General features: G+C 62.3%; 22 protein-coding genes and 1 pseudogene. 5 read left to right on the top strand and 18 right to left on the bottom strand.

Annotated elements, in window-relative coordinates:
* Positions 1-79 precede the first annotated feature (79 nt).
* On the top strand, positions 80-1,171 hold the full coding sequence (locus tag AR689_RS05135) for an Rv2578c family radical SAM protein (RefSeq protein ID WP_062068626.1): 1,092 nt from the start codon (positions 80-82) through the stop codon (positions 1,169-1,171).
* Positions 1,172-1,180: 9 nt separating this feature from the next.
* Here AR689_RS05135 and AR689_RS05130 read toward each other — a convergent pair whose 3' ends face one another.
* Positions 1,181-1,615 carry a (deoxy)nucleoside triphosphate pyrophosphohydrolase gene (locus tag AR689_RS05130; protein ID WP_062067694.1) on the bottom strand — a complete coding sequence of 145 codons (435 nt, stop codon included), beginning with the start codon at positions 1,613-1,615 and terminating at the stop codon, positions 1,181-1,183.
* Between the two features lie 134 nt (positions 1,616-1,749).
* On the opposite strand from AR689_RS05130, the gene AR689_RS05125 reads away from it, so the two are divergent.
* Positions 1,750-2,958 carry an MFS transporter gene (locus tag AR689_RS05125; protein ID WP_062067691.1) on the top strand — a complete coding sequence of 403 codons (1,209 nt, stop codon included), beginning with the start codon at positions 1,750-1,752 and terminating at the stop codon, positions 2,956-2,958.
* 88 nt (positions 2,959-3,046) lie between these two features.
* On the opposite strand, the pseudogene AR689_RS23845 reads toward AR689_RS05125, so the two are convergent.
* The 5 genes and pseudogenes from AR689_RS23845 to infC all read right to left on the bottom strand — a co-directional run.
* Positions 3,047-3,151 (bottom strand): annotated as a pseudogene (locus tag AR689_RS23845) (cation diffusion facilitator family transporter); the annotation flags it as partial.
* Positions 3,152-3,247: 96 nt separating this feature from the next.
* Positions 3,248-4,159 carry a TrmH family RNA methyltransferase gene (locus AR689_RS05120; RefSeq protein WP_062067688.1) on the bottom strand — a complete coding sequence of 304 codons (912 nt, stop codon included), beginning with the start codon at positions 4,157-4,159 and terminating at the stop codon, positions 3,248-3,250.
* Between the two features lie 26 nt (positions 4,160-4,185).
* Positions 4,186-4,872, bottom strand: coding sequence for a 50S ribosomal protein L20, sunset domain variant (gene rplT / locus AR689_RS05115; RefSeq protein WP_062067685.1), 687 nt, complete (start codon positions 4,870-4,872; stop codon positions 4,186-4,188).
* A 119-nt stretch (positions 4,873-4,991) separates the two neighbouring features.
* The gene (gene rpmI, locus AR689_RS05110; RefSeq protein ID WP_011774324.1) at positions 4,992-5,186 is read right to left on the bottom strand and encodes a 50S ribosomal protein L35; all 195 of its coding nucleotides are present in this window, start codon (positions 5,184-5,186) and stop codon (positions 4,992-4,994) included.
* A 117-nt stretch (positions 5,187-5,303) separates the two neighbouring features.
* The gene (gene infC / locus AR689_RS05105) at positions 5,304-6,320 is read right to left on the bottom strand and encodes a translation initiation factor IF-3 (protein ID WP_062067682.1); all 1,017 of its coding nucleotides are present in this window, start codon (positions 6,318-6,320) and stop codon (positions 5,304-5,306) included.
* Between the two features lie 393 nt (positions 6,321-6,713).
* Between infC and AR689_RS05100 the strand changes: the two genes are divergently transcribed.
* A complete protein-coding gene (locus tag AR689_RS05100; protein ID WP_062067679.1) occupies positions 6,714-7,112 on the top strand; it encodes a DUF1844 domain-containing protein in 399 nt (132 codons plus the stop codon).
* A 76-nt stretch (positions 7,113-7,188) separates the two neighbouring features.
* Here the strand turns inward: AR689_RS05100 and AR689_RS05095 are convergent, their stop codons facing one another.
* The 8 genes from AR689_RS05095 to AR689_RS05065 form a co-directional block, all read right to left on the bottom strand.
* A complete protein-coding gene (locus tag AR689_RS05095) occupies positions 7,189-8,493 on the bottom strand; it encodes an MFS transporter (RefSeq protein ID WP_062067676.1) in 1,305 nt (434 codons plus the stop codon).
* Positions 8,494-8,543: 50 nt separating this feature from the next.
* Positions 8,544-9,455, bottom strand: a complete 912-nt coding sequence (locus tag AR689_RS05090; protein WP_062067674.1) for an SseB family protein — start codon at positions 9,453-9,455, stop codon at positions 8,544-8,546.
* On the bottom strand, positions 9,455-10,198 hold the full coding sequence (gene priA / locus AR689_RS05085) for a bifunctional 1-(5-phosphoribosyl)-5-((5-phosphoribosylamino)methylideneamino)imidazole-4-carboxamide isomerase/phosphoribosylanthranilate isomerase PriA (protein ID WP_062067671.1): 744 nt from the start codon (positions 10,196-10,198) through the stop codon (positions 9,455-9,457). The genes AR689_RS05090 and priA overlap by 1 nt, the downstream gene beginning before the upstream one ends.
* Before the next feature lie 47 nt (positions 10,199-10,245).
* Positions 10,246-10,404, bottom strand: coding sequence for a CG2302 family histidine operon protein (locus AR689_RS23285; protein ID WP_502686007.1), 159 nt, complete (start codon positions 10,402-10,404; stop codon positions 10,246-10,248).
* Positions 10,405-11,148, bottom strand: a complete 744-nt coding sequence (hisH, locus tag AR689_RS05080) for an imidazole glycerol phosphate synthase subunit HisH (protein ID WP_062067668.1) — start codon at positions 11,146-11,148, stop codon at positions 10,405-10,407. It abuts the gene before it with no gap.
* On the bottom strand, positions 11,145-11,771 hold the full coding sequence (gene hisB / locus AR689_RS05075; RefSeq protein WP_024820376.1) for an imidazoleglycerol-phosphate dehydratase HisB: 627 nt from the start codon (positions 11,769-11,771) through the stop codon (positions 11,145-11,147). The genes hisH and hisB overlap by 4 nt, the downstream gene beginning before the upstream one ends.
* Positions 11,772-11,817: 46 nt before the next feature.
* Positions 11,818-12,936 (bottom strand): histidinol-phosphate transaminase, encoded by a 1,119-nt coding sequence (locus AR689_RS05070; RefSeq protein WP_062067665.1) that lies wholly within the window; start codon positions 12,934-12,936, stop codon positions 11,818-11,820.
* A gap of 78 nt (positions 12,937-13,014) precedes the next feature.
* A complete protein-coding gene (locus tag AR689_RS05065; RefSeq protein WP_024820374.1) occupies positions 13,015-13,374 on the bottom strand; it encodes a LysM peptidoglycan-binding domain-containing protein in 360 nt (119 codons plus the stop codon).
* Positions 13,375-13,720: 346 nt separating this feature from the next.
* Between AR689_RS05065 and lexA the strand changes: the two genes are divergently transcribed.
* On the top strand, positions 13,721-14,464 hold the full coding sequence (gene lexA / locus AR689_RS05060) for a transcriptional repressor LexA (protein WP_062067662.1): 744 nt from the start codon (positions 13,721-13,723) through the stop codon (positions 14,462-14,464).
* Between the two features lie 69 nt (positions 14,465-14,533).
* Here the strand turns inward: lexA and AR689_RS05055 are convergent, their stop codons facing one another.
* Positions 14,534-16,594 (bottom strand): ATP-dependent DNA helicase, encoded by a 2,061-nt coding sequence (locus AR689_RS05055; protein ID WP_062067660.1) that lies wholly within the window; start codon positions 16,592-16,594, stop codon positions 14,534-14,536.
* The gene (gene hflX / locus AR689_RS05050; protein ID WP_062067657.1) at positions 16,587-18,149 is read right to left on the bottom strand and encodes a GTPase HflX; all 1,563 of its coding nucleotides are present in this window, start codon (positions 18,147-18,149) and stop codon (positions 16,587-16,589) included. Before hflX ends, AR689_RS05055 begins: the two co-directional genes overlap by 8 nt.
* A gap of 518 nt (positions 18,150-18,667) precedes the next feature.
* Between hflX and AR689_RS05045 the strand changes: the two genes are divergently transcribed.
* Positions 18,668-19,282, top strand: coding sequence for a class I SAM-dependent methyltransferase (locus AR689_RS05045; RefSeq protein WP_062067653.1), 615 nt, complete (start codon positions 18,668-18,670; stop codon positions 19,280-19,282).
* On the opposite strand, the gene dapF is transcribed toward AR689_RS05045, so the two are convergent.
* Both dapF and miaA read right to left on the bottom strand, forming a co-directional pair.
* Entirely contained in the window at positions 19,263-20,231 is a 969-nt protein-coding gene (gene dapF, locus AR689_RS05040; RefSeq protein WP_062067651.1) for a diaminopimelate epimerase, read from the bottom strand. The genes AR689_RS05045 and dapF overlap by 20 nt on opposite strands.
* A 46-nt stretch (positions 20,232-20,277) precedes the next feature.
* A complete protein-coding gene (miaA, locus tag AR689_RS05035; protein WP_062067649.1) occupies positions 20,278-21,204 on the bottom strand; it encodes a tRNA (adenosine(37)-N6)-dimethylallyltransferase MiaA in 927 nt (308 codons plus the stop codon).
* Positions 21,205-21,206 lie beyond the last annotated feature (2 nt).

Here is a 21,206-nt window from a genome sequence, read left to right as displayed (position 1 = left end):
AGCAACGCCCGGCTCCTCAATCACCGGACTTCTAAGGACGGCCTTGACATTTATTCGAACATACCTTCGAATGGAGTCCATGAGATGGGACGCACAAGCACTTTCACCAACGCGTGGACCGGCGTCAGAGACCAGTGGAATCAAGGTTCCGGGCCCTGCCCCGGCTTTGGATGCCTTGCTGCCGCTTGCCGGACTTGTGCGTTCCATCTCGACACCCGAATTCTCCGGAGTCACCTTCCATGAGGTCACCGCAAAGTCAGTGCTCAACAAGGTGCCTTCCGGTTCCGCCATGCCCTTTGAGTGGACAGTCAATCCGTATCGCGGATGCAGCCATGCCTGCGTGTACTGCTTTGCCCGCAAGAGCCACACTTACCTGGAATTCGACGCCGGACGAGACTTCGACTCGCAAGTGGTGGTCAAGATCAACGCAGCGGAGGTTCTCCGCAAAGAGCTGGCCAAGCCATCGTGGGAACGGCCCCAAGTTGCCCTCGGCACCAACACCGATCCCTATCAGCGCGCAGAGGGTCGCTACGCCCTCATGCCCGGAATCATCCGGGCCCTCGCCGATTCCGGAACACCGTTCTCCATCTTGACCAAAGGCACACTGCTGGCCCGTGATATCCCGTTGCTCAAGCACGCCGCTGCCCAGGTTCCTGTGGACCTTGGCATCTCGCTGGCCATGACCAATCAGGATCTTGCGGAGCTCATTGAACCTGGAACTCCATCCCCCAAGGCCCGGCTCAAGCTCATTGCACGGCTGCGTGCTGCCGGATTAGGGTGCGGGGTCATGGCCATGCCGATCCTGCCGTGGCTCACGGACTCGGACGAAGCTCTCGATTCCCTCTTCACTGAACTGACCAAGGCGGGCGCCACAGGAGTCACCGCCGGCGCTTTGTACCTCAAGCCCGGAACACGCGAGTGGTACATGCAATGGCTGGCTGCACAGCACCCGGAACTGGTGGGCAAGTACCGGCGGCTCTATGGCCAAGGATCCTATGCTTCCAAGGAGTACCGCACGTGGCTCACCGGAAGGATTACCTTTTTCAAGGCGAAGTATGGCTTTACCGGTACGTCCGGATTCAGCCATCGGAATGCCCGCACCGTTACGGGACCCGCAGCGGCCCCTGAAGCCGCCTCCGCTCCCCTCCCGGGGCAGCAGCCGCTCTTCTAGTTTCCGTTGTCACGCTGGAGCGGCTACCCGTTCCAGTAGTGCCCGGACTATCGGCAGGTCCGCCGGAATCCACCGAAGGCCTAAAACCTGGTCGTGGTCAGCCAACGACACCCAGCGCAGTTCGTCGTGATCTTCAAGGGGCCGTGGCTCCCCCGCGGTCAGTTCGGCAAACCATACCCGCATGGACGCGCGCTCATTGAGCGTCCACCCGGCGGCGTTACCGGACTCAAGCTCCGGCCCCAGGCCCACGTGAACTCCCAGTTCTTCGGCGAGTTCACGGTGCAGGGCGGCCTCCGCAGTTTCTCCCGTTTCCACCTTGCCGCCCGGAAATTCCCACATCCCCGCAAATTGGGGTGGTGCTGTGCGGCGAGCGGCCAGCAGGCGGGTGGGGGCTTCCAGGGAGTCCACGACGGCGGCGCCCACGACGTTAATCAGTGCAGTCACCGCACCAGTCTATGGCGGTCCGGGCAATGGGCATCGTCACAAACCGGCGTCAAGACGCCAGCGCGGGACTAAGCTTGTTATCGGATTTTCTCCGCACCTCCCCGGCCCACAAGGCACCTTCAAGAAGCAGGCTTATGACTACCACCGTGTCCCCCTCCGCCACTGCCAAAGCAGCCAAGAAGCACCTTGGCCTGGCCATACTGGCGTTGGCCATGGGCGGATTCGCCATCGGCACCACCGAGTTCGCCATGATGGGCCTGCTGAAGGAAATCGAAGAAGGGCTGGCCATCAGCACTCCTGAGGCCGGGAACCTCATCTCCGCATATGCCCTGGGTGTTGTTATCGGAGCCCCGGTCTTCGCCGCTTTCGGGGCAAAGCTGCCAAGAAAACACCTGGCCCTGGGCCTCATGCTGTTCCTGAGCGTGGCAAACCTGACATCCTTCATCGCCCCCGACTACGGGTTCATGCTGCTTTCACGCTTTGCTTCAGGCCTGCCGCACGGTGCATTCTTCGGCGTGGCAGCCGTCATAGCCGCCAGCCTCGTAGCCCCCACCAAAAGGGGCTGGGCGATCTCCATGGTGATGGCGGGCCTGACCGTTTCCAACGTCATCGGCGTCCCGGCAGCCACGTGGGTGGGCCAGACCTTCGGGTGGCGCCTCCTCTTCGTGATCGTGGGAGCCATCGGCTTACTCACCGTTGCCATGGTGTGGAAGTTCGTTCCCTTCGAAGCGGCCCACCCCGAGGCGAGTATCCGGCGCGAACTGGGTGCCCTCAAGCGGCTCCAGGTGTGGCTGGCGCTTCTGATCGGCATCATTGGATTCGGTGGCTTCTTCGCCGTCTACACCTACATCGCGCACACCATGACCTCTGTAGCCGGCATACCGGAGAACCTGATCCCCGCCGTGGTGGCCCTCTACGGACTGGGAATGGTGGTTGGCAACATCTTTGGTGGACGCCTTGCTGATAAGTCCGTGATGGGCACCATCTACTGGGTCATGCCCGGAATCGCGGTGGCCCTGGTGGTCTACGCAATTGCCGCGCACTGGGCGTGGGCTGCATTCATCATGGCGTTCGTGGTGGGCGGAGTGGGCTCCATGTTGACCCCTGCACTGCAAACCCGGCTCCTGGACGCTGCACCGGGCGCTGCCTCGCTGGCATCCTCGCTGAATCACTCAGCCCTCAACATCGCAAACGCGCTCGGAGCCTTCCTCGGCGGCACCGTGATTGCCTGGGGTTGGGGCTATGTGGCTCCTGCCTTGGTAGGCGCGGTGCTGGCTATCCTGGGCCTCGGAGTAGCTTTGCTCAGCGGCCTGCTGGAACGCAAAAAGCCGCTGGCCACCTGATCGCCACCGGCATCACGAAACAGCTGCGCCGCAGCAACCTAAAGCTGCGGCGCCTGAACGCGCTCGATGTCTGGTTCGAGGTAGATGACAAGTGCAGGGTCTTGAGGTGGATGATGCGCGTTCCGTCAGCTTCCAGGGCGGCTGTAATGCGCTGGACGTCTTCCTTCGTTGCAGACTCCCCCAACAGCAAAGAAGCTTCACCTCTTCAGTTTGGGAAAGTCTGGAACTTACCAAGAAGAGTCGTCCTCGGCTGATCTTGCAAGCAATACCGTACCTGCGGACGTGCTGTTTACGCTTTCCCCACCCTGGCGCCCTGTTGGGAACGCGCACTGGCGTAGAGGCACACAGTAGCTGCGGTGCCCAGGTTCAGGCTCTCGGCTGCCCCGTAGACCGGCACGGCCACCCTGTGGTCAGCCAACGCAAGCTCAGCTTCAGACAACCCCTGCGCCTCATTGCCGAACAGCCACGCAGTGGGAGACTCCAGGGCATAGTCCGAGGTCACCGACTCATTCCCCAGTCTCCGCGCGGCGTTCTCATCCTGCAGTGTGTCCAGGTTGACGGTCCCGTAACCGTCCGCAGCCAGGATGCCGATGCCTCGCTCCCGGCAGTACCCAACAAGCTCCTCAACATCGGCACCCAGCACAACCGGCAGGTGGAAGAGGGAACCGGCCGTGGAACGGACAGCTTTAGGGTTGTAGATGTCCACGCTCGAGCCGGTGAGGACGACCGCATCAGCACCTGCGGCGTCCGCCGCGCGCAGTACCGTCCCGGCATTACCGGGGTCGCGCACCTGGCACATGACCGCTATCAGGCGGGGACTGGAGTCCAGCACCGAATCCAGGCTGACGTCCAAGAAGCTACACACGGCCACGATCCCCTGCGGATTCACGGTGTCGGCCATGGCGGCAAGGACTTCGTCACTGGCTAACCGGAGCAACGTTGCCCGCGCGAGGTCGGCAAGCTCAGGAAGACGCTCCAGGCACGCTTCGCTGGCAAAAACTTCATGTACGACGGCGGAACCTCCCGCCGCCATGCGCTCACGGTGCAGGGTCAACGCCTCACGGACCGCCTGCGGACCCTCTGCAAGAAAGCGTCCGCGCTTTAAACGGGCCGGGCGCCCGGCAAGCTTGGCGACGTCCCTCACCCGATCAGCTCGGGGGTTGGTCATCGGAAAGTCTTGCGGGCGCCCGGTTTCGTTCATATAAAGAACTTTAGTGGCAGTTGCGACTAGTTCTTGATCTGCTGGCGGGCTTCGCCACCTGCAGGCTCAAAGCCGGCAGCCTTTGCAGCCTCAACGGTGGAGAACCAGTACTCAGCAGCGGTGGTGTTGTACCAGGTGGAACCCGGAACGTGGTACTTCTTGGACTCAGCGTTGCCCTTGATGGCGTAGCCTTCCGGAGCTTCGTCGCCATCAGCAGCAACTGCGCCGTCGATAGCCGGCTTCTCGGAAACTGCAGCCTTGACAGCCGTTGCGGTGGCAGCAGCCGGAGCAACCTTGGCAGCCTTGGGAGCGGCAGCCTTGGGAGCTGCAGCAGCCGCAGCCGGAGCGGAGGTGTCAGCCGGAAGTGCAGCCTTGGCAATGTTCACCAGAGCGGCGAAAGCGTTGGCGTCGGAAACGGCCAGCTCGGCCAGCATGCGGCGGTCAACCTCAACCTCAGCGGCCTTGAGGCCCTGGATCAGACGGTTGTAGGTGAGGCCATTGGCGCGGGATGCAGCGTTGATACGCTGGATCCAGAGGCGACGGAAGTCACCCTTCTTCTTGCGACGGTCACCGTAGCTGTACACAAACGAGTGCAGCAGCTGCTCTTTGGCCTTGCGGTACAGGCGCGAACGCTGTCCGCGGTAACCCTTTGCGCGTTCAAGGACAACCCGGCGCTTCTTGTGGGCGTTTACCGCCCGCTTCACACGTGCCACGTGCGTACTCCTTCAGAAATCTTTATCCCAAGCTGCTACTGCCGGAAACCCGGCCGGCCTGAGAAGGCTTTTGGTGTAGTCGGTCCCTGCCGGATGGCAGTGACCAAAGAACTTGGAACTTAGACGCCGAGCATCTTCTTGATGACCTTGGCATCGCCCTTGAAGACGAGCTTGTCGCCGGCGAGGCGACGGGTCAGCCTGGAGGACTTGTGCTCCAGGTAGTGGCGGCGGTTGGCCTGCTGACGCTTCAGCTTGCCGGTACCGGTCAGCTTGAAGCGCTTCTTAGCACCGCTGTGGGTCTTCATCTTCGGCATGGGAACCGATCTCCTTACGTATCCACGGACAAGTCCGCGATTCTTTCGTGCAGCCGGCCTACAAGGGCCGGCATGCTGGTTGCTTGCCGATGGAAGCGAGGCCTCCGCGGCGTTGAACTAGTTGGTCTTGCGTGATGCAGGCTTCGGTGCAGCCTTGGGGGCCGCGGGCCGAGCTGCCGGCTTGGGAGCTGCCGGCTTGGCGACGGGCTTCGGAGCCGAAGGAACTGCAGGCTTCGGGGCTGCGGCCGGAACAGCTGGTTTCGGAGCTGCCTCTGCGGGTGCTGCCTTGGCGGCCGGTGCAGCCTTCGCCGGAGCCGGTGCTGCCTTGGCAACAGGAGCTGCGACCACGGGGGCTTCCTCAACAACGGGAGCCTCTTCCACAACCGGAGCTCCCTCAACAACCGGAGCCTCTTCAGCAACGGGTGCGGATTCCTCAGCAACCGGAGCTTCCTCAGCAACCGGTGCCTGTGCCTCGGGGGCTTCAGCAGTTTCCTGCTTGGTCTCCTCTTCAGAGACCTTGAAACCCTCGGGAAGAAGATCAGCAAGGCTCTGAGTCAACGGAGCCTGCTCGCCCGTGGTGTCAACGCGTCCGGATGCCTTGGCCTCGTTCTGTGCCTTGGCTTCAGCACGCTGCGTAGCGCGGCGGGCCTCGGCCTTGGCTTCAGCCTTGTTCTTCAGCGGGCCGATCACCATGACCATGTTGCGGCCATCGATGCGCGGGCTGGACTCGATGATGCCAACCTCGGCAACGTCTTCAGCGAAACGCTGCAGCAAGCGGATGCCCATCTCGGGACGCTGCTGCTCACGGCCACGGAACTGGATCATGGCCTTGACTTTGTCGCCGGCACCCAAGAACCGAAGCGCGTGTCCGCGCTTGGTTTCGTAGTCGTGCTTGTCGATCTTAAGGCGGAAGCGGATTTCCTTGAGAACCGTATTTGTCTGGTTCTTGCGGGCCTCGCGGGCCTTCACTGCGGCTTCGTACTTGTACTTGCCGAAGTCCATCAACTTGCAAACAGGAGGCTTAGCCTGCGGGGCAACTTCAACGAGATCGAGATCGGACTCGGCAGCAAGACGCAGGGCGTCCTCGATGCGGACAATTCCTACCTGTTCGCCGGCAGGACCGACCAACCGCACCTCGGGGACGCGGATACGCTCATTGATTCTTGGCTCGCTAATGTTAAAGCTCCTGTGGTTGTGGTGATGTCACCGGCAAATAGAGAAGGCCCCCAATTGCTGGTGCAATCGAAGGCCTCGAAGATCGGCTGCACTTCCATCAAGGAAGCACGCACTTCCGGAAGCCATGCTTCCACAAGTGTCCGACCAGGTACCCGGCAACCTCTTGTCCCAAAAGGGATCCTGTCCCCTGAGGGAACGGCTGACGCGGGTGGGAGAGAACTCCGCTTGCAAACTGAAAGACAATTCTACAGAAACATCCCGCCAAGCGCACATTGCGGAAGGCGGGAACGTTGACTGCGGATATTAACCCTGAATAACGACTTCCAGTCGGTCTGTGACAAGCTTACCAGTATGAGCACTGAAGACAGCAATTCCCGCAACTCCTACAGCGAAAACGCCTCCCCTGCCGCCGATGCCGGGGTGTCCCAGCAGATCCGCGACATCGCTGAAGTACCGGCTGTGGAAGTCATTACCACCGGCGCCGTTCACCTCATGAGTGCGGCAGCCGTCAAAGTCGGACTGGCCGATGACCCCAATGCCGAGGACCTCAAAGACTTGGACGAAGCCCGCAAGCTGATCACGGCCCTCGCCGGACTGGTGTCCGCAGCAGCCCCGGAAATCGGCTCCCAGCATGCAGGCCCGTTGCGCGATGGCCTGCGCTCCCTGCAGCTGGCTTTCCGCGAAGCTTCACTTATTCCCGACGCTCCGGGCAAGGGTCCGGGCGAAAAGTTCACCGGACCGGTGAACTAGCCCCAACTACGGTAAGAACCAACGACGGCGGGTCGACCACAGATGGTCGACCCGCCGTCGTCGTTCGGTGAGCTTTTCAGACCCGCGCTGCCCGGCGGCGCAGGGACGTCAGGATCAGTCCGGCCGCGCAGAGCACGACGCCGGCAATTCCGATGGCAGCGAAACCACCGGAAGGACCCACGGTGTCGATGAAGACCCCGGCCAGAGGTGCGCCGAGCGCGACTCCAGCTGTCAGTGCGGAGCCGTACCAGCCCATGGCTTCACCCCGGCGCTCCTCCTCCACGAGGTCGGCTACCTTCTCGGAAGATGCAGACAGAACGGGGGCGCACAGCAGGCCCGGCAGGAGTGAGAGGAACGCCAGTGTCCAGGTGTCCTGGGCAAAGCCCATCGGGATGGTGAGAGCGGCCATACCCAGCAGCAGGAGCATGGGCGAGACGGACCGCTTCATTGACCCGTAGATGAGGCCGCCCACCACTGACGATGCGCACCAGAAGAAGAACACGATGCCAATTTCATTCTCGTGCCCACCACGTTCCAAGAGCCCCACAATGCTGACATCGGAACCGCTCAGAACCATGCCGGATCCAGCGGCCACCGCAAAAAGTGCCGCAACAGAGACCGTGAACCACGTGAAGTTCCTGGCGACGCGACTCCGCAGAGCGGCTGTTCTGGACGTCGAGGACGCCATTTCCGACGCCGCTTCCTGAACATGGGCCGGTGCTGACGCCACCATGGCAGCCTCAGCAGCAGCGAGATCGGCTGCCGCGCGGTCCGCGGACTCCTGCGGGGTGCACACCACTTCGCTGCGGGTAGGCGGGTTGAACCACATCAGGAACAGCCCGGCCACAGAGACGGAAACGCCAACGGCCGTGAGTCCAATCGCCGAGAAACCGCTGGTGGCGACGATTGCCCCAACAGCCGGCCCAATCATGAAGACCAGCTCGGTGGCGATGGAGTCCAGGGCGAACGCCGAACGCCGCTGCTCGCCGTCGACCATAACGCCCAGTGACTGGCGGACAACACTGAAGATCGGCAGCGTGAAAAGGCCGCCAACGAACACCAGCGGCAACAGCCACTCATACGAAACGTGCGGGACTATGGACCAGATGACGGTCTCCGAGACAACTGAAGGGATCAGTGCCTTACGCAGGCCCACCATGTCCACCCGGCGGCCACGCCACGGGGCGCCCAGCGCAATGCCAATGGTCATGACGGCAGCTGCTGCGCCCGCGGCCGCGTATCCCTGGCCGAGGGTCAACACGATGTGCAGGGTGAGGAGCACGCCTGCCGCCGAGTGTGGAATACGGGCAATCATGCCCACGACGAGCAGACGCCGGACAGGGCGTATGGACAGCATCTCTTTGTAGAGAGCAAAGTTCACTGGCAAATTCCTCTAGTTCCCCAGGGCAGCCCCGGGAACCGGCACCGCCATTATTGCCGCGCGGGCTCCTGTGCGGCGCGCTGCAGTTTTACTTCCATGGAATCAACGCCTTCGGCAAAGGAATCCATCCGTGCCCAAGCCTCGTTCAGTTGAGCAACGAGGGTCTGCACAGCCACGGCGTCGAGTCCATCTTCGAGGAAGAGCACCACACGCAGTTCCGGCCCTGCACCGCCCCCGGAAACGCGGCGGCCGTCAGCCGTCAGCGACGCAACGCCGCCACCGGGCTGCGTCTCAAGGCGACGGACCGTCCGAAATGCCGAGACCGTTGAAGCGAGAGCTGCCTCCAGTTGATCATCAAGGTATGACGGCGTCCAGTTCTTCTGTTGGGCGAGGGCCCACATGGCAGGGCGCCGCACCACGAAGGCGAAGTCGGAGCCAGGGTCCATGACCAACAGCTGCGCGCCCTCCGAAACCGCGGACAGGGCCGCGCGCGCGGCGTAAACAGCCACAGGACGCGCCTGCGCATGCCATGCCTCAAGGGCGGCAGCGGAGGTAAAGACCGGCATGGCGGTGCGACCGTCAGGAGCCTTGAGTGTGACCAATGCCATATCGGCTTGTTTGTCAGCGTGCAGGCCATCTACGCCTTCGGCTTCCTCAGCCAGCTGGGCAACGACGGGAACGAAAACCCGTGCCGTAGCCAGGGAGGCCACAACGTCAGCCTCACTGCCCGTCCCCTCGATCAACGCCGCAATGGCAGCAACATAGCCAGGATCCGCAGAACCGTCGTCGTCTTCGAAGTTATGGATCTTCGCGTCATCACCACTCAGGCTCCTACCGGACCACGGCTGGCCGGCAGAGTCAGTGGCTCCCCCGGCACCGGCCAATGCGGCCGCGATATGGCCGGGAAGCTCACGCCGGACATGGCCTTGATCCTCGTGCTGATGACCTCCGTCGTGGTGCATCAGCGGCGGCCGGCAACGTCCAGCGCTTCGGGCAGCGTAAAGGCGCCGGCGTAGAGAGCCTTGCCTACGATCGCGCCTTCAACACCCAGCGGTACCAATTCGCGGAGAACACGGAGATCTTCCAAGCTGGAGATACCGCCGGAGGCGACCACCGGCTTGCCGGTCTTCTCCACCATCTGGCGGAGGAGTTCCACGTTCGGGCCCTGAAGCGTTCCGTCCTTGGTCACGTCGGTGACGACGTAGCGGGCACAACCCGCATCCTCAAGGCGTGCCAGAACCTCCCAGAGGTCGCCGCCTTCTTTGGTCCAACCACGTCCAGCAAGCGTTGTGCCGCGGACATCAAGGCCGACGGCGATCTTGTCACCGAAGCGCTCAATCGCACGCCGGGTCCACTCTGGATTCTCCAACGCTGCCGTGCCAAGGTTCACGCGGGCAACACCCAATTCCAGTGCACGCTCAAGAGACTCGTCATCCCGCAGTCCGCCGGAGAGCTCCACCTTGACGTTGAGCTGCGATACCACCTCGCTGATGAGCGCGGCGTTGTCCCCCCGGCCAAATGCAGCGTCGAGGTCCACCATATGAACCCATTCGGCACCGGCGTTCTGCCAGTTCACTGCTGCTTCCAGAGGTGTCCCGTAGCTGGTTTCCGAGCCGGCTTCTCCCTGCAGGAGGCGGACCGCCTGGCCGTCAACAATGTCAACGGCAGGCAGGAGTTCCAGAACGGACTGGGCGGAGGAGGTCATGTGTGTCCTTGGAGTTCGAAGGTGACGCGGTGCGCAGAACTACTGGTTCAGCTACCCAGCGTCAAGAGATAAGCGGCCAGCAGGGACATCCCGGCCAGCACATAGAAAGAAATGGAGACCCACCGGGGCTTCTTCTGTTGGTGGAAGGAGATACCCCCACCCACCAGCAGGCCGGCAAGGCCCATCAGTATCACCGACCACCACATCTACGCGGCACCGCTTCCGGATGCTTCCGCGGCGGGCTTCCGGAGACTGTCCACCCAATTCCGCAAAAGCCGGGCTCCGGCATCGCCGGACTTCTCCGGGTGGAACTGCGTAGCGCAGAGGGGGCCGTTCTCCACTGCGGCAATGAAGCGTGCGCCGTGCTCGGACCACGTCACCATGGGAGGGGCCATGCGGGGCTGAACGACGTCGAAATTCCACTCTTGAACCCCGTAGGAGTGCACAAAGTAGAAGCGTTCCTGTTCCACCCCGGCAAAAAGCTTGGAGCCTTCCGGGACGTCCACTGTGTTCCAGCCCATGTGCGGAACCACGGGCGCGGGAAGGAGCTCAACCTTGCCGGGCCACTCGGCCATGCCTTCGGATTCGGTGCCATGCTCAACGCCGGCCTCGAAGAGAACCTGCAAGCCCACGCAGATGGCCAGCACAGGACGACCACCGGCCACCCTGCGTCCGATCATACGGATGGCATCAACGGACTTAAGTTCCTTCATCACAGTCTCGTAAGCGCCGACTCCGGGCACCACCAGACCATCAGCATTCAGGACGTCTTCGGGCTTGGAACTCAGCACCACGTGGGCACCGGCACGTTCAAGGGCACGAACAGCGGACCTGACGTTGCCCGAACCATAGTCCAGCACCGTGACTGTGGGCTTGCCTTCAGGCGACTCCGGCTTGACGGACGCTATGGCGTCAGCCACAGCCCCGTTATTCAGAATCTGGCCGCTCATAGTGCGCCTTTGGTGGAGGGGATGCCCTCCACACGGGGATCGGACTCAACAGCTGCACGCAATGCGCGCGCAAAGGCCTTGAACTGGGCCTCGACGATGTGGTGGGGGTCGCGGCCGGCCAGCACGTTCATGTGGAGACAGATTCCGGCGTGCAGCGTAATGGCTTCAAAGACGTGGCGCGTCAACGATCCCGTGAAGTGTCCGCCGATCAGGTGGTATTCCTGTCCGGCCGGCTCGCCACCGTGTACCAGGTAGGGACGTCCGGAGACATCCACGACGGCGTGCGCCAAGGCTTCGTCCAAAGGAACCGTTGCTTCACCGAAGCGACGAATGCCTGCTTTGTTGCCCAGTGCCGTGCGCAGGACCTCGCCAAACGTGATGGCAACGTCTTCCACGGTGTGGTGCGCGTCAATGTGGGTATCGCCAGTGGCCTTGACGGTCATGTCAATCAGGGAGTGCTTGCACAGGGCCGTCAGCATGTGGTCATAGAACGGAACCGAGGTGCTGATATCCGAGACACCTGAACCGTCCAGGTTAATCTCCACCAGAACCGACGATTCACTGGTGGTGCGCTCCATGCGCGCGGTGCGGGCAGCGGTCGGCGTAGCGCCGGTTTCGCTCATTGGGACGTCCTTATACACGAAGGGTGGGTTGGGTCTAGGAACAAGTTTAGGCGCGGTGTGGCGCGGTGCCGTCCAGCAGGGTTTCCAAAGCTTCCAGGAAGGCAGTGGTTTCCGGCTCGGTTCCTGCAGTGACACGCAAGTGCCCGGGGATACCGACATCACGAATCAGCACACCGGCGTCCAGCAGGCCCTGCCATATGGCGTGCGGCTCCTCCAGCCCGCCGAAGAATACGTAGTTGGAGTCTGAAGCAGCAGGCTTGAGGCCCATGCGGAGCAGTTCAGTCACAATCCGGTCGCGTTGGACCTTGATGTCTTCGACGTCGGCCATGAGGGCTTCGCGGTGGTTCAGCGCAGCAAGGGCTGTTGCCTGAGTAACAGCAGACAGGTGGTACGGAAGGCGAACCAACCGGATGGCGTCGGTAACTTCAGGAGCCGCCGCCATGTACCCGAGCCTGGCACCGGCAAGGGCGAAAGCCTTGCTCATGGTGCGCGAGACAATCAGCCGCTCACGGCCGGGCAGCAGGGTCAGCGCGCTTGGAGTATTGTCGTGCGCAAACTCGTGATAAGCCTCGTCCACGATCACAATGGCCTGGCTGGCTTCGCCGGCCTCGTAAACAGCCTCGACGACGTCCAATCCCAAGCCCGTACCTGTGGGGTTGTTGGGCGAGCACAGGAAAACAATGTTGGCGCCCGTTTCCCGCACCTGAGCAGCGGCCGATTCGGCGTCCAGCCCGTAGTCGTCTGCGCGGACTCCGCGGACATACTCGGTGTCAGTGCCACTGGCGAGCAGTGGGTACATGGAGTACGTGGGTGGGAAACCCAGGGCTTTGCGGCCTGGTCCACCAAAAGCCTGGAGGATCTGCTGCAGAACTTCGTTGGAGCCGTTGGCGGCCCAGATGTTATCCGGAGAAAGCCCGTGGCCCAGGTACTCGGCAAGGGCTTGACGGAGTTCAGTGAACTCTCGATCCGGGTAGCGGTTCAGTCCCGTGGCTGCGGCGGCCACGGCCTCCGTAATAGCGGCCTGGACATCGGCAGGGACACCATGAGTGTTCTCGTTGACGTTGAGCAGGATGGGGACATCAAGCTGCGGTGCGCCGTAGGGGCTCAATCCACGCAGGTTGGTCCGAAGGGGAAGTCGGTCAAGTCGCTCAAGCTGGTCACTCACCAACCCAGTTTAAGGGGCGGCCGGGACTGGCAACTAACTGTGACGCCCGACCATCGGCTTTCGCGGATGCTGAACGGATCAGTTTGCGGGGACGAACAGCTGCTGGCCGGGCAGAATGCGGCCGCCCCGGAGGTCGTTCAGCTGGATGATCTCGGCGATGACATCACGGGGGTCCCGCTCCGGAGCAGCTGCACCGGCGATGCCCCACAGTGACTGGCCCGGCTGGACCGTAACAGTGACCGCAACAGGCGGACGAAGTTGGGACTGCGAGTCCGCGGCCTTCGCCGGGGAGTTGATGAAACCGGCGAGACTCAGCAACGCCGCCACCAACAGCATGGCCGGGATGCCGAAGAAGACGATCCGTCCCCGCCGGGTGAGACGCAGGCGGGCAGGCGCCTGAGTAGTACGAAAATCAGCGAACGTAGTGACTGCGGACATGAGCTGAGCCCTTCTGAGCTATTGCCAGGCTCCGGAGTACCGGTGCTTGGCTGCCAATTCTTGGTGTTCCCCTACCCTGACCCCAATGTTCGAACGCTTTGTTCGAACATCGGACTTCAGCATCAGGTTTATAGAACACATATTCGAACCTTGCTATGACATTTTTAGCACTTATCAACGAACGGTGTCGAGACTCGCTAGAACAAATGTTTGATAAACGCCTGTGCCTGCCCTACGTTTGAGGGAAGAAACAGCACTGTTTCAGTGGAACAGGAGGGTCTGACATTTTTTGCAGACCCGACAACCCCGGGCACTCATCCGGGCGGAATGAAAGGCATTGGCGAACATGGCAGCGAAAGCCACAGGCGGCGGGGCACCCCTGCGGAGCCAACAGCCTCAAAAGAGTCCCAAAAGCCTGACAGTCCGGCAGAAAAAGATCCTGGAGACCATCCAGCGATCGGTCAATGACAACGGCTACCCCCCCAGCATGCGTGAAATCGGCGACACCGTGGGTCTAGCCAGTTTGTCCAGCGTCACGCATCAGTTGTCCCAGCTGGAGAAGCTTGGGTACCTCCGCAGGGATCCCAAGCGTCCACGCGCCATGGAAGTACTGATGCCCTTGACCCTTGATGGCGGATCCATTCCCGGAGTGGAAGCTCCTGCTACCCTTCGCAGCGCGGGCGGTCTTGCCGTTACCGAACTCGCCAGCGCCAGTGATACCGCCATGGTCCCCTTGGTGGGGCGCATCGCGGCCGGTGGCCCCATCCTGGCTGACCAGACGGTTGAAGACGTGCTTGCACTCCCCCGCCAACTTGTGGGGCATGGCGAACTGTTCATGCTGAAGGTGGCCGGCGATTCCATGATTGATGCCGCTATCTGTGATGGCGACTGGGTAGTGGTCCGGCGCCAGAACGATGCCATCAACGGCGACATCGTTGCCGCCTTGTTGGATGACGAAGCAACGGTGAAGACCTTCCGCCAGCGGGATGGCCACACGTGGCTTCTCCCGCAAAATACCCAGTACGAGCCCATCCTCGGAGATCAGGCCACCATCATGGGCAAAGTCGTTTCCGTACTGCGTTCCCTCTAGGCGCCCTACGGGGCTTCGCCTCAGAACTTTCCCCGCGGGTTTCCCTGCGGGGCTTCACTGCTACCCCTCCTAGGGCGCTTTGGTTGACCCCAGACGCTCCAGGACACCACGCACTACTGTCCTGTCCGTCGTAGCCCAAAATGGCGGCAGGGCGGCCCGCAGGAAGCCCCCATAGCGCTCTGTTGACAGCCGGGAATCCAGTACGGCCACAACTCCTTTGTCTCCTGTAGAGCGGATCAGCCGGCCTGCACCTTGAGCCAATCGAATGGCAGCGTGGGTGGCTGACACGGCCATGAACCCGTTACCGCCCGATTGGGCCACTGCCCGGGAACGGGCGGTCATCAGGGGATCATCAGGACGTGGGAAGGGTATGCGGTCAATGACCACCAGGCGACAGGAGCCACCCGGTACGTCGACGCCTTGCCATAGTGACATTGTTCCGAAGAGGCACGTGTCAGGTTCGTCCGCGAATTGCTTCACCAGGGCCGCCATGGTGGATTCGCCTTGGCAGAGGATATCCACGTCCAGCCGGAGCCGCATGGCATCGGCGGCTTCTTCTGCTGCACGCCGTGAAGAGAACAGGCAGAGCGCTCCGCCCCCGGACGCCCGGATGAGGTCTTCCAACTCGTCCAGCGCCTCCGGCGAAGTTCCGCGGCCCGGTTTGGGCAAGTGCTTTGCCACGTACAGAACACCCTGTTTGGGATAGTCGAAGGGCGATCCCACATCAATGCCCGTCCAGCTCGGCGCGCCGTCTCCAATCAGGCCCAGACCACCTGCGGCGGGCTCGAAGGCCGAGCCGATGGCCAGCGTGGCGGAGGTCAGCACTACGGTGTGTCCGGCAAAGAGTCCCTCACGAAGGCGGCCTGCAACACTCAGCGGGGCGATGTTGATCAGGGCCGGAGCCGTCTCGTCCGGTGGCGAGTAGCCCTGCTGGGGGTCGAACGTGCTGTTCCGCGAGAACCAGACCACTTCGCGGTTCTCCTTGGCGGCCAGCATCCGCTCGCACAGTTCCAGAATGAGCATGAGCCGTGAACGGGCAAGCTGGCGTCCGCCGTCCACGGCATTGGAGGAATCGGTCTTCGAATCCGAAAGCGCCGCGCGTGTGGCGTCCCGCAATTGGTCCAGGCAATCGAGCTGTTCGTCGGTGAGTCCGTTGGGCAACAAACCGTTGGGCACTCCGGCTATTGCCATGTCCAAGCTGTCCGCAGCGGCGTTGAGGGCGTCCACAGTGATGGCTGTGTGTTTGCGGGCACTGGATGCTGCCGCGTGGACCATGGCCACTGACAACTGCCCTGAAACGGCACCGGTGACCCGATCTTGAAGCTCGTGCGCCTCATCAACCACCACCACGTCATACTCGGGCAATACAGCCAGGCCTTCGAAGGCACTGACGGCCAGCATGGCGTGGTTGGTGACCACGACGTCGGCCTCGCCGGCCCTTGAGCGGGCCAGCTCGCTGAAGCATTCTTCCGCCACGGGGCACTTCTGGGCACCCAGGCACTCCATGGACGTCACGGATACTTGCCGCCAGGCTCTGTCCGTCACGCCAGGCATGAGCTCGTCGCGGTCTCCGGTGGTGGTCTTTTCCGCCCATTCCCGGAGACGTACCACTTCCTTACCCAGCTGCGATTGTGGTCCGCCCATGGACGCGGCGAAGTGAGGGACGCTGGTGTCCTCCCCCAAGGAGAACAACTGTCCTTCGGAGGGCTCCTCGCTGGGGAACCCGCCTTCGAGTTTCTGCAGGCACACGTAATTGGCCCGGCCTTTGACCAGCGCCACATTCACCGGGCGCTCAAGGGCAGGGTTGATGGTCTTCAGCAGGCGGGGAAGGTCCCTGCCCACAATCTGGGTTTGGAGTGCCAAGGTGGCGGTGGACACCAGGGTCGGTTTGTTGCTGTCCATGGAATGAGCGATCAAGGGAATCAGGTAGGCCAAGGACTTACCCGTTCCGGTTCCCGCTTGGACCAGCAGATGTTCCCCGGTCTCGATTGCACGGGTGACATGCTTGGCCATTTCGTGCTGGCCGGCACGGCTTTGTCCGCCCATGCCGGCAACAGCCCGGTCCAACAACTCGAGGGTGGCTTTCTCCCCCTCCGACTTGACGGCGTCCGCCGCCACCTTCTCAACCATTACTGACGAATGACTCCAGCTCGGCGGCCAGGCCTTCGCGCACCATGACAACTACCCGGGTCCCGTTTTCCTCATGCTCAAGGCTGAGGATTTCCGAGTCGGAGTTGTGCAACTTGTTGATCATTTCCCCGCGCTCGTAGGGAATGAGCAGTTCAAGGCGCACCCCAGGCCGGGGAATGGACCTGCTGATGTCTTCGAGCAGTTCCGCGATGCCCTGGCCCGTTCGGGTGGACACCACTGCATGGCGGGGTTCTTTCTGCTTAAGACGCTCCACCACAAAGGGATCAGCTACATCGACCTTGTTGAGGACGATGATCTCTGGGACCTTACGGGCATCCACTTCGGTGAAAACGGACCTGACCGCTGCAATCTGGCCCTCAGGATCGGGATGCGATGCATCCACGACGTGAAGGATCAGGTCCGCATCCGCAACTTCTTCCAACGTTGACCGGAAGGCCTCAATCAGTTGGGTCGGCAACGAGCGAACGAAGCCGACAGTGTCTGCGAGGGTGTACCCGATGCCGTCCGGCGTTTGCGCCTTACGGACCGTGGGATCGAGGGTGGCGAACAGGGCGTTCTCCACCAGGACACCGGCGTCAGTGAGGCGGTTCAGGAGGGACGACTTGCCAGCGTTCGTGTACCCGGCAATAGCAACTGAGGGAACAGCGTTACGACGGCGGTTGGCCCGCTTGGTCTCCCGCGCAGGCTTCATTGCGGCGATTTCGCGACGCAGCTTTGCCATACGGGTTCGGATCCGCCGCCGATCAAGTTCGATCTTGGTTTCACCGGGACCACGGGAGCCCATACCAGCGCCTGCGCCACCCACCTGGCCACCAGCCTGGCGGGACATGGAGTCACCCCAACCACGAAGCCTCGGCAGCAGGTACTCGAGCTGCGCGAGCTCAACCTGTGCTTTACCTTCACGGCTCTTGGCATGCTGGGCAAAGATGTCAAGGATCAGCGTGGTGCGGTCAACTACCTTGACCTTCACGATGTCCTCAAGTCCACGTCGCTGAGAGGGCGCGAGCTCGGTGTCAACCACCACGGTGTCTGCTCCGGTGGCGGCGACGATGTCCTTGAGCTCCTGGGCCTTACCGGAACCAAGGAACGTCCCGGGGTCCGGCTTCTGCCGCCGCTGAACCAGGCCGTCGAGCACCTCGGATCCAGCCGTCTCGGCAAGTGCGGCGAGCTCACGGAGGGAGTTCTCCGCGTCAGCCAGGGTCCCCTCGGTCCACAGGCCCGCCAGCACAACGCGCTCAAGGCGCAGCTGCCTGTATTCGACCTCTGTGACGTCCTCAAGCTCGGTGGACAGTCCCGCGGTACGCCGGAGGGCGCGGCGTTCAGCCAGGTCTTCCTGGTCGCCGTCGTAAATGCTGTGTTCCTGGTCCAGCGTGGAAATCGCCTGCGCCTTGCCGAACACGCCATTGGCGTCGTTGTCGTCGGATGCCTGCGCAGGTACATCCTTGGAAAGAATCCGGTCGATGACGGCCTGGATTTGTTCAGGACTCATGTCCTGGGCGTCGGAATCGGATCCGGTGTGCTTCTGGGTGGTCATGGTCTCCTTAGACTGTTCGGCAATTCCAGAATAGTGCTGTTTGGTGCTCGGTGGGGCGCTATTCGCGCTGGGCTGACGGGCATCGGCCAAAAGGGCCTCCTATGGAATGAACGGCAACCTCTCGTCAGGGAGGCGGCTGCTGTAGACGATGTCGTGTTGGAATCCGCGGGAGGGTCCTTGGGCCAAGGTGAGGATGCTGTTCCGGTGACAACGCAGGGGCCACGTACACCATGGCGGTTCACTGCGAAGGAGCGGTGGGGATCTTCAGAGGGTCCAGCTCCACGAAGAGGAACTACGGACCTAGCCTTGGGGACCTGCCGGGCGGAAGGGCGGGGCCGGGCGGTATGCCAAACCGGGCCTGCGTCGCGGGCGGTGCCAGTAAACGCCTGATGACTCAGGCATTTCGGCTGATTACTCAAAGATCAAGAACATGGGCTCAACTTTAGCAGCCGCTGTCAAACAGGCAGCGGAAGGAGGCGGTTTCCCTTGCTGACGATAGCCAACTAATCTGGCAAATTATGGAGTCTGCACATTATTTCACCGCCCAACCGGCCGGACCGTTCACCCGCAAGCCACTGACAGTGGAACTTGCTGGAGCAACGCGCCGGCTGCAGACCTCGTCGGGTATCTTCAGCCCGGACGGCGTGGACAAAGGTACCGCGGTTCTCTTCGCCGAAGTTCCCCCGCCGTCACCGAAGGGGCACTTGCTGGACATCGGCTGCGGATGGGGTCCGATTGCCCTCACTTTGGGCTTGATGGCACCCCATGCCCATGTTCATGCCGTTGACGTCAATGAGCGATGCATCACGTTGACCAACGAGAACGCTGCGGCGCTCGGCCTGAACAACGTCACCGCCAGCCTCCCGCACGAGGTGGATCCCGCCGTCGAATTCGATACCATCTGGTCCAACCCACCCATCCGCATCGGCAAGGACGAACTTCACTCGCTGCTGCTGACGTGGCTTCCCCGGCTGGCGGCAGGTGGCAGTGCCTGGTTGGTCGTTCAGAAGAACCTGGGCTCGGACTCGCTCCAACGGTGGCTCGCTACCGAGCTGGACAGTACTTACACGGTCTCCCGCGAAAGTACCTCCAAAACGTTCAGGATCATCCGGGTCAGGAAAGCGTCCCTGTAGCCACGATGACTGCGGGACCACTGAGTTCCACATGCTCGCGTCCGCCTGCACCGGGGATGAACTTCACGGCCACGACGCCGCCCGGTACGTTGACGTGCCAGTCGTTGGGAGCCGAGTCACCGGCCCAGTGACGAATGGCGACGGCCGCGGCGCACGCGCCGGTGCCACAGGACTGCGTCTCCCCCACACCGCGCTCATGAACGCGCATGGTGATGGTTCCGACGCCGTCCGCCACCAGTGGCTCAGAGGGAACCACAAACTCGACGTTGGTTCCGTTGACGGGCTTGGGATCCACCACGGGGACTTTGAAAAGCTGCGTGGCAGCGAGCTCGCTGAGTTCGGCGAGTGCAACCACCGTGTGAGGATTGCCCATGCTGACGGAGAGGCCGGGCCTGGCCACTTCCAAGCCGTCCGCGCTGACCAGCGCGTCCATGGCCTTGCTCTTGGCCTCGTCCGGGAAGATAAACTCCCATGGCCCCATATCCACGGCGTATCCGTTGGCTGTGCGCACCACCTTCTTGACTCCACCGCGGGTGCCGATGGCGAGTGTCTGCCCGGGGCCCAGGTCCACCAAACCCTCGGCAATGAGGAAATGGACGAACACACGCACTCCGTTGCCACACATTTCCGAGAGTGAACCGTCACCGTTGCGGTAGTCCATGAACCACTCAGCCTCGGGATCCTGTTCCAAGGCAACGCGGCCTTCAGGGAGAAAACGGGACGGCACCGCCCGGATGAGGCCGTCCCCACCGATGCCCACATGGCGGTCGCACAACTGTGCCACGTGCTCGGCGGTTATTTCATGGGCGTCACCTGGATCAGCAATCAGGACAAAGTCGTTGCCCGTTCCGTGGCCCTTCGAGAACGCCAGACCGGCAAGGCTGGAAAGTGTCACCGGAGCATCCGCAGTTGCGGGCTGCCGGGCGGGAACTGCGACGGTTTCATCCATGGACCTAGGCTACCCGCCACGCGTGGTCGGCCAGAAATTGCGTGGGCTACTTTCCGGCCGCCAGTGCTGCTTCGACCGCCTTGGCCACGAGCGCCGGATCCTGCCAATCGAGCCAAGTGATCCGAGGGTCTGCCCTGAACCACGTCAGCTGACGCCTCGCGAACTGCCGGGTTGCCACGATGGTTTCCTCGGCGGCAGCAGCGACCGTCATCCCGCCGTCCAGGACTTTCAGGAACTGGGCGTACCCCAAAGCCCGCGAAGCCGTCTTGCCCCTTCGCAAGCCACGGGCGTCGAGCCGTTGAACTTCCTCTTGGAGTCCGCACTCCACCATGCGGTGCACCCTCAGTGCCAGGCGTTGCCTCAGTTGCTCACGATCCACCTCCAGCCCGATCTGTACAGCGGGCTGGAAATACTGGCGCTGAGGCATGAACGAGCTGAAGGGACGGCCGGTGAGACCGTGCACCTCCAGCGCCCGGATCACTCGCCGGGCGTCGCCAAGGCGGGCCGCGGACACAGGATCCACTTCCTCGAGCCGGGCACGCAACGGCGCAAGCCCTTGCGCTTCGAACTCTTCTTCCAGGCGCCTTCGGAGTTCGGGATCTGTGCCGGGGAACTCCAGGACGTCCAGGGCGCCGCGCACATACAGGCCGGAGCCGCCTACAAGGATGGCACGCTTCCCCCGCGAGTGAATATCACTTATGGCGGAGCGGCATTCACGTTGGAAGTCCGCCACGCTCGCTTCCTGAGTGACCTCCATGATGTCCAGCAAATGGTGCGGAACACCCCTGCGCTCATCCATGGTGATCTTGGCGGTTCCAATGTCCATGCCACGGTAGAACTGCAAGGCATCGGCATTGATGACTTCACCGTTCAAGGCCAACGCCAGGTCGACTCCCAGATCCGACTTACCTGAACCCGTGGGACCGACAACTGCAATGACAGGCTGCGGAAGTTCCTGGCTGGAGAACGACATAC

The organism is Arthrobacter sp. EpRS71 (assembly GCF_001512285.1).
Classification (GTDB): domain Bacteria; phylum Actinomycetota; class Actinomycetes; order Actinomycetales; family Micrococcaceae; genus Arthrobacter.
The sequence above is the reverse complement of the archived record's forward strand: the minus strand, read 5'-3'. Positions and strand labels throughout refer to the sequence as shown.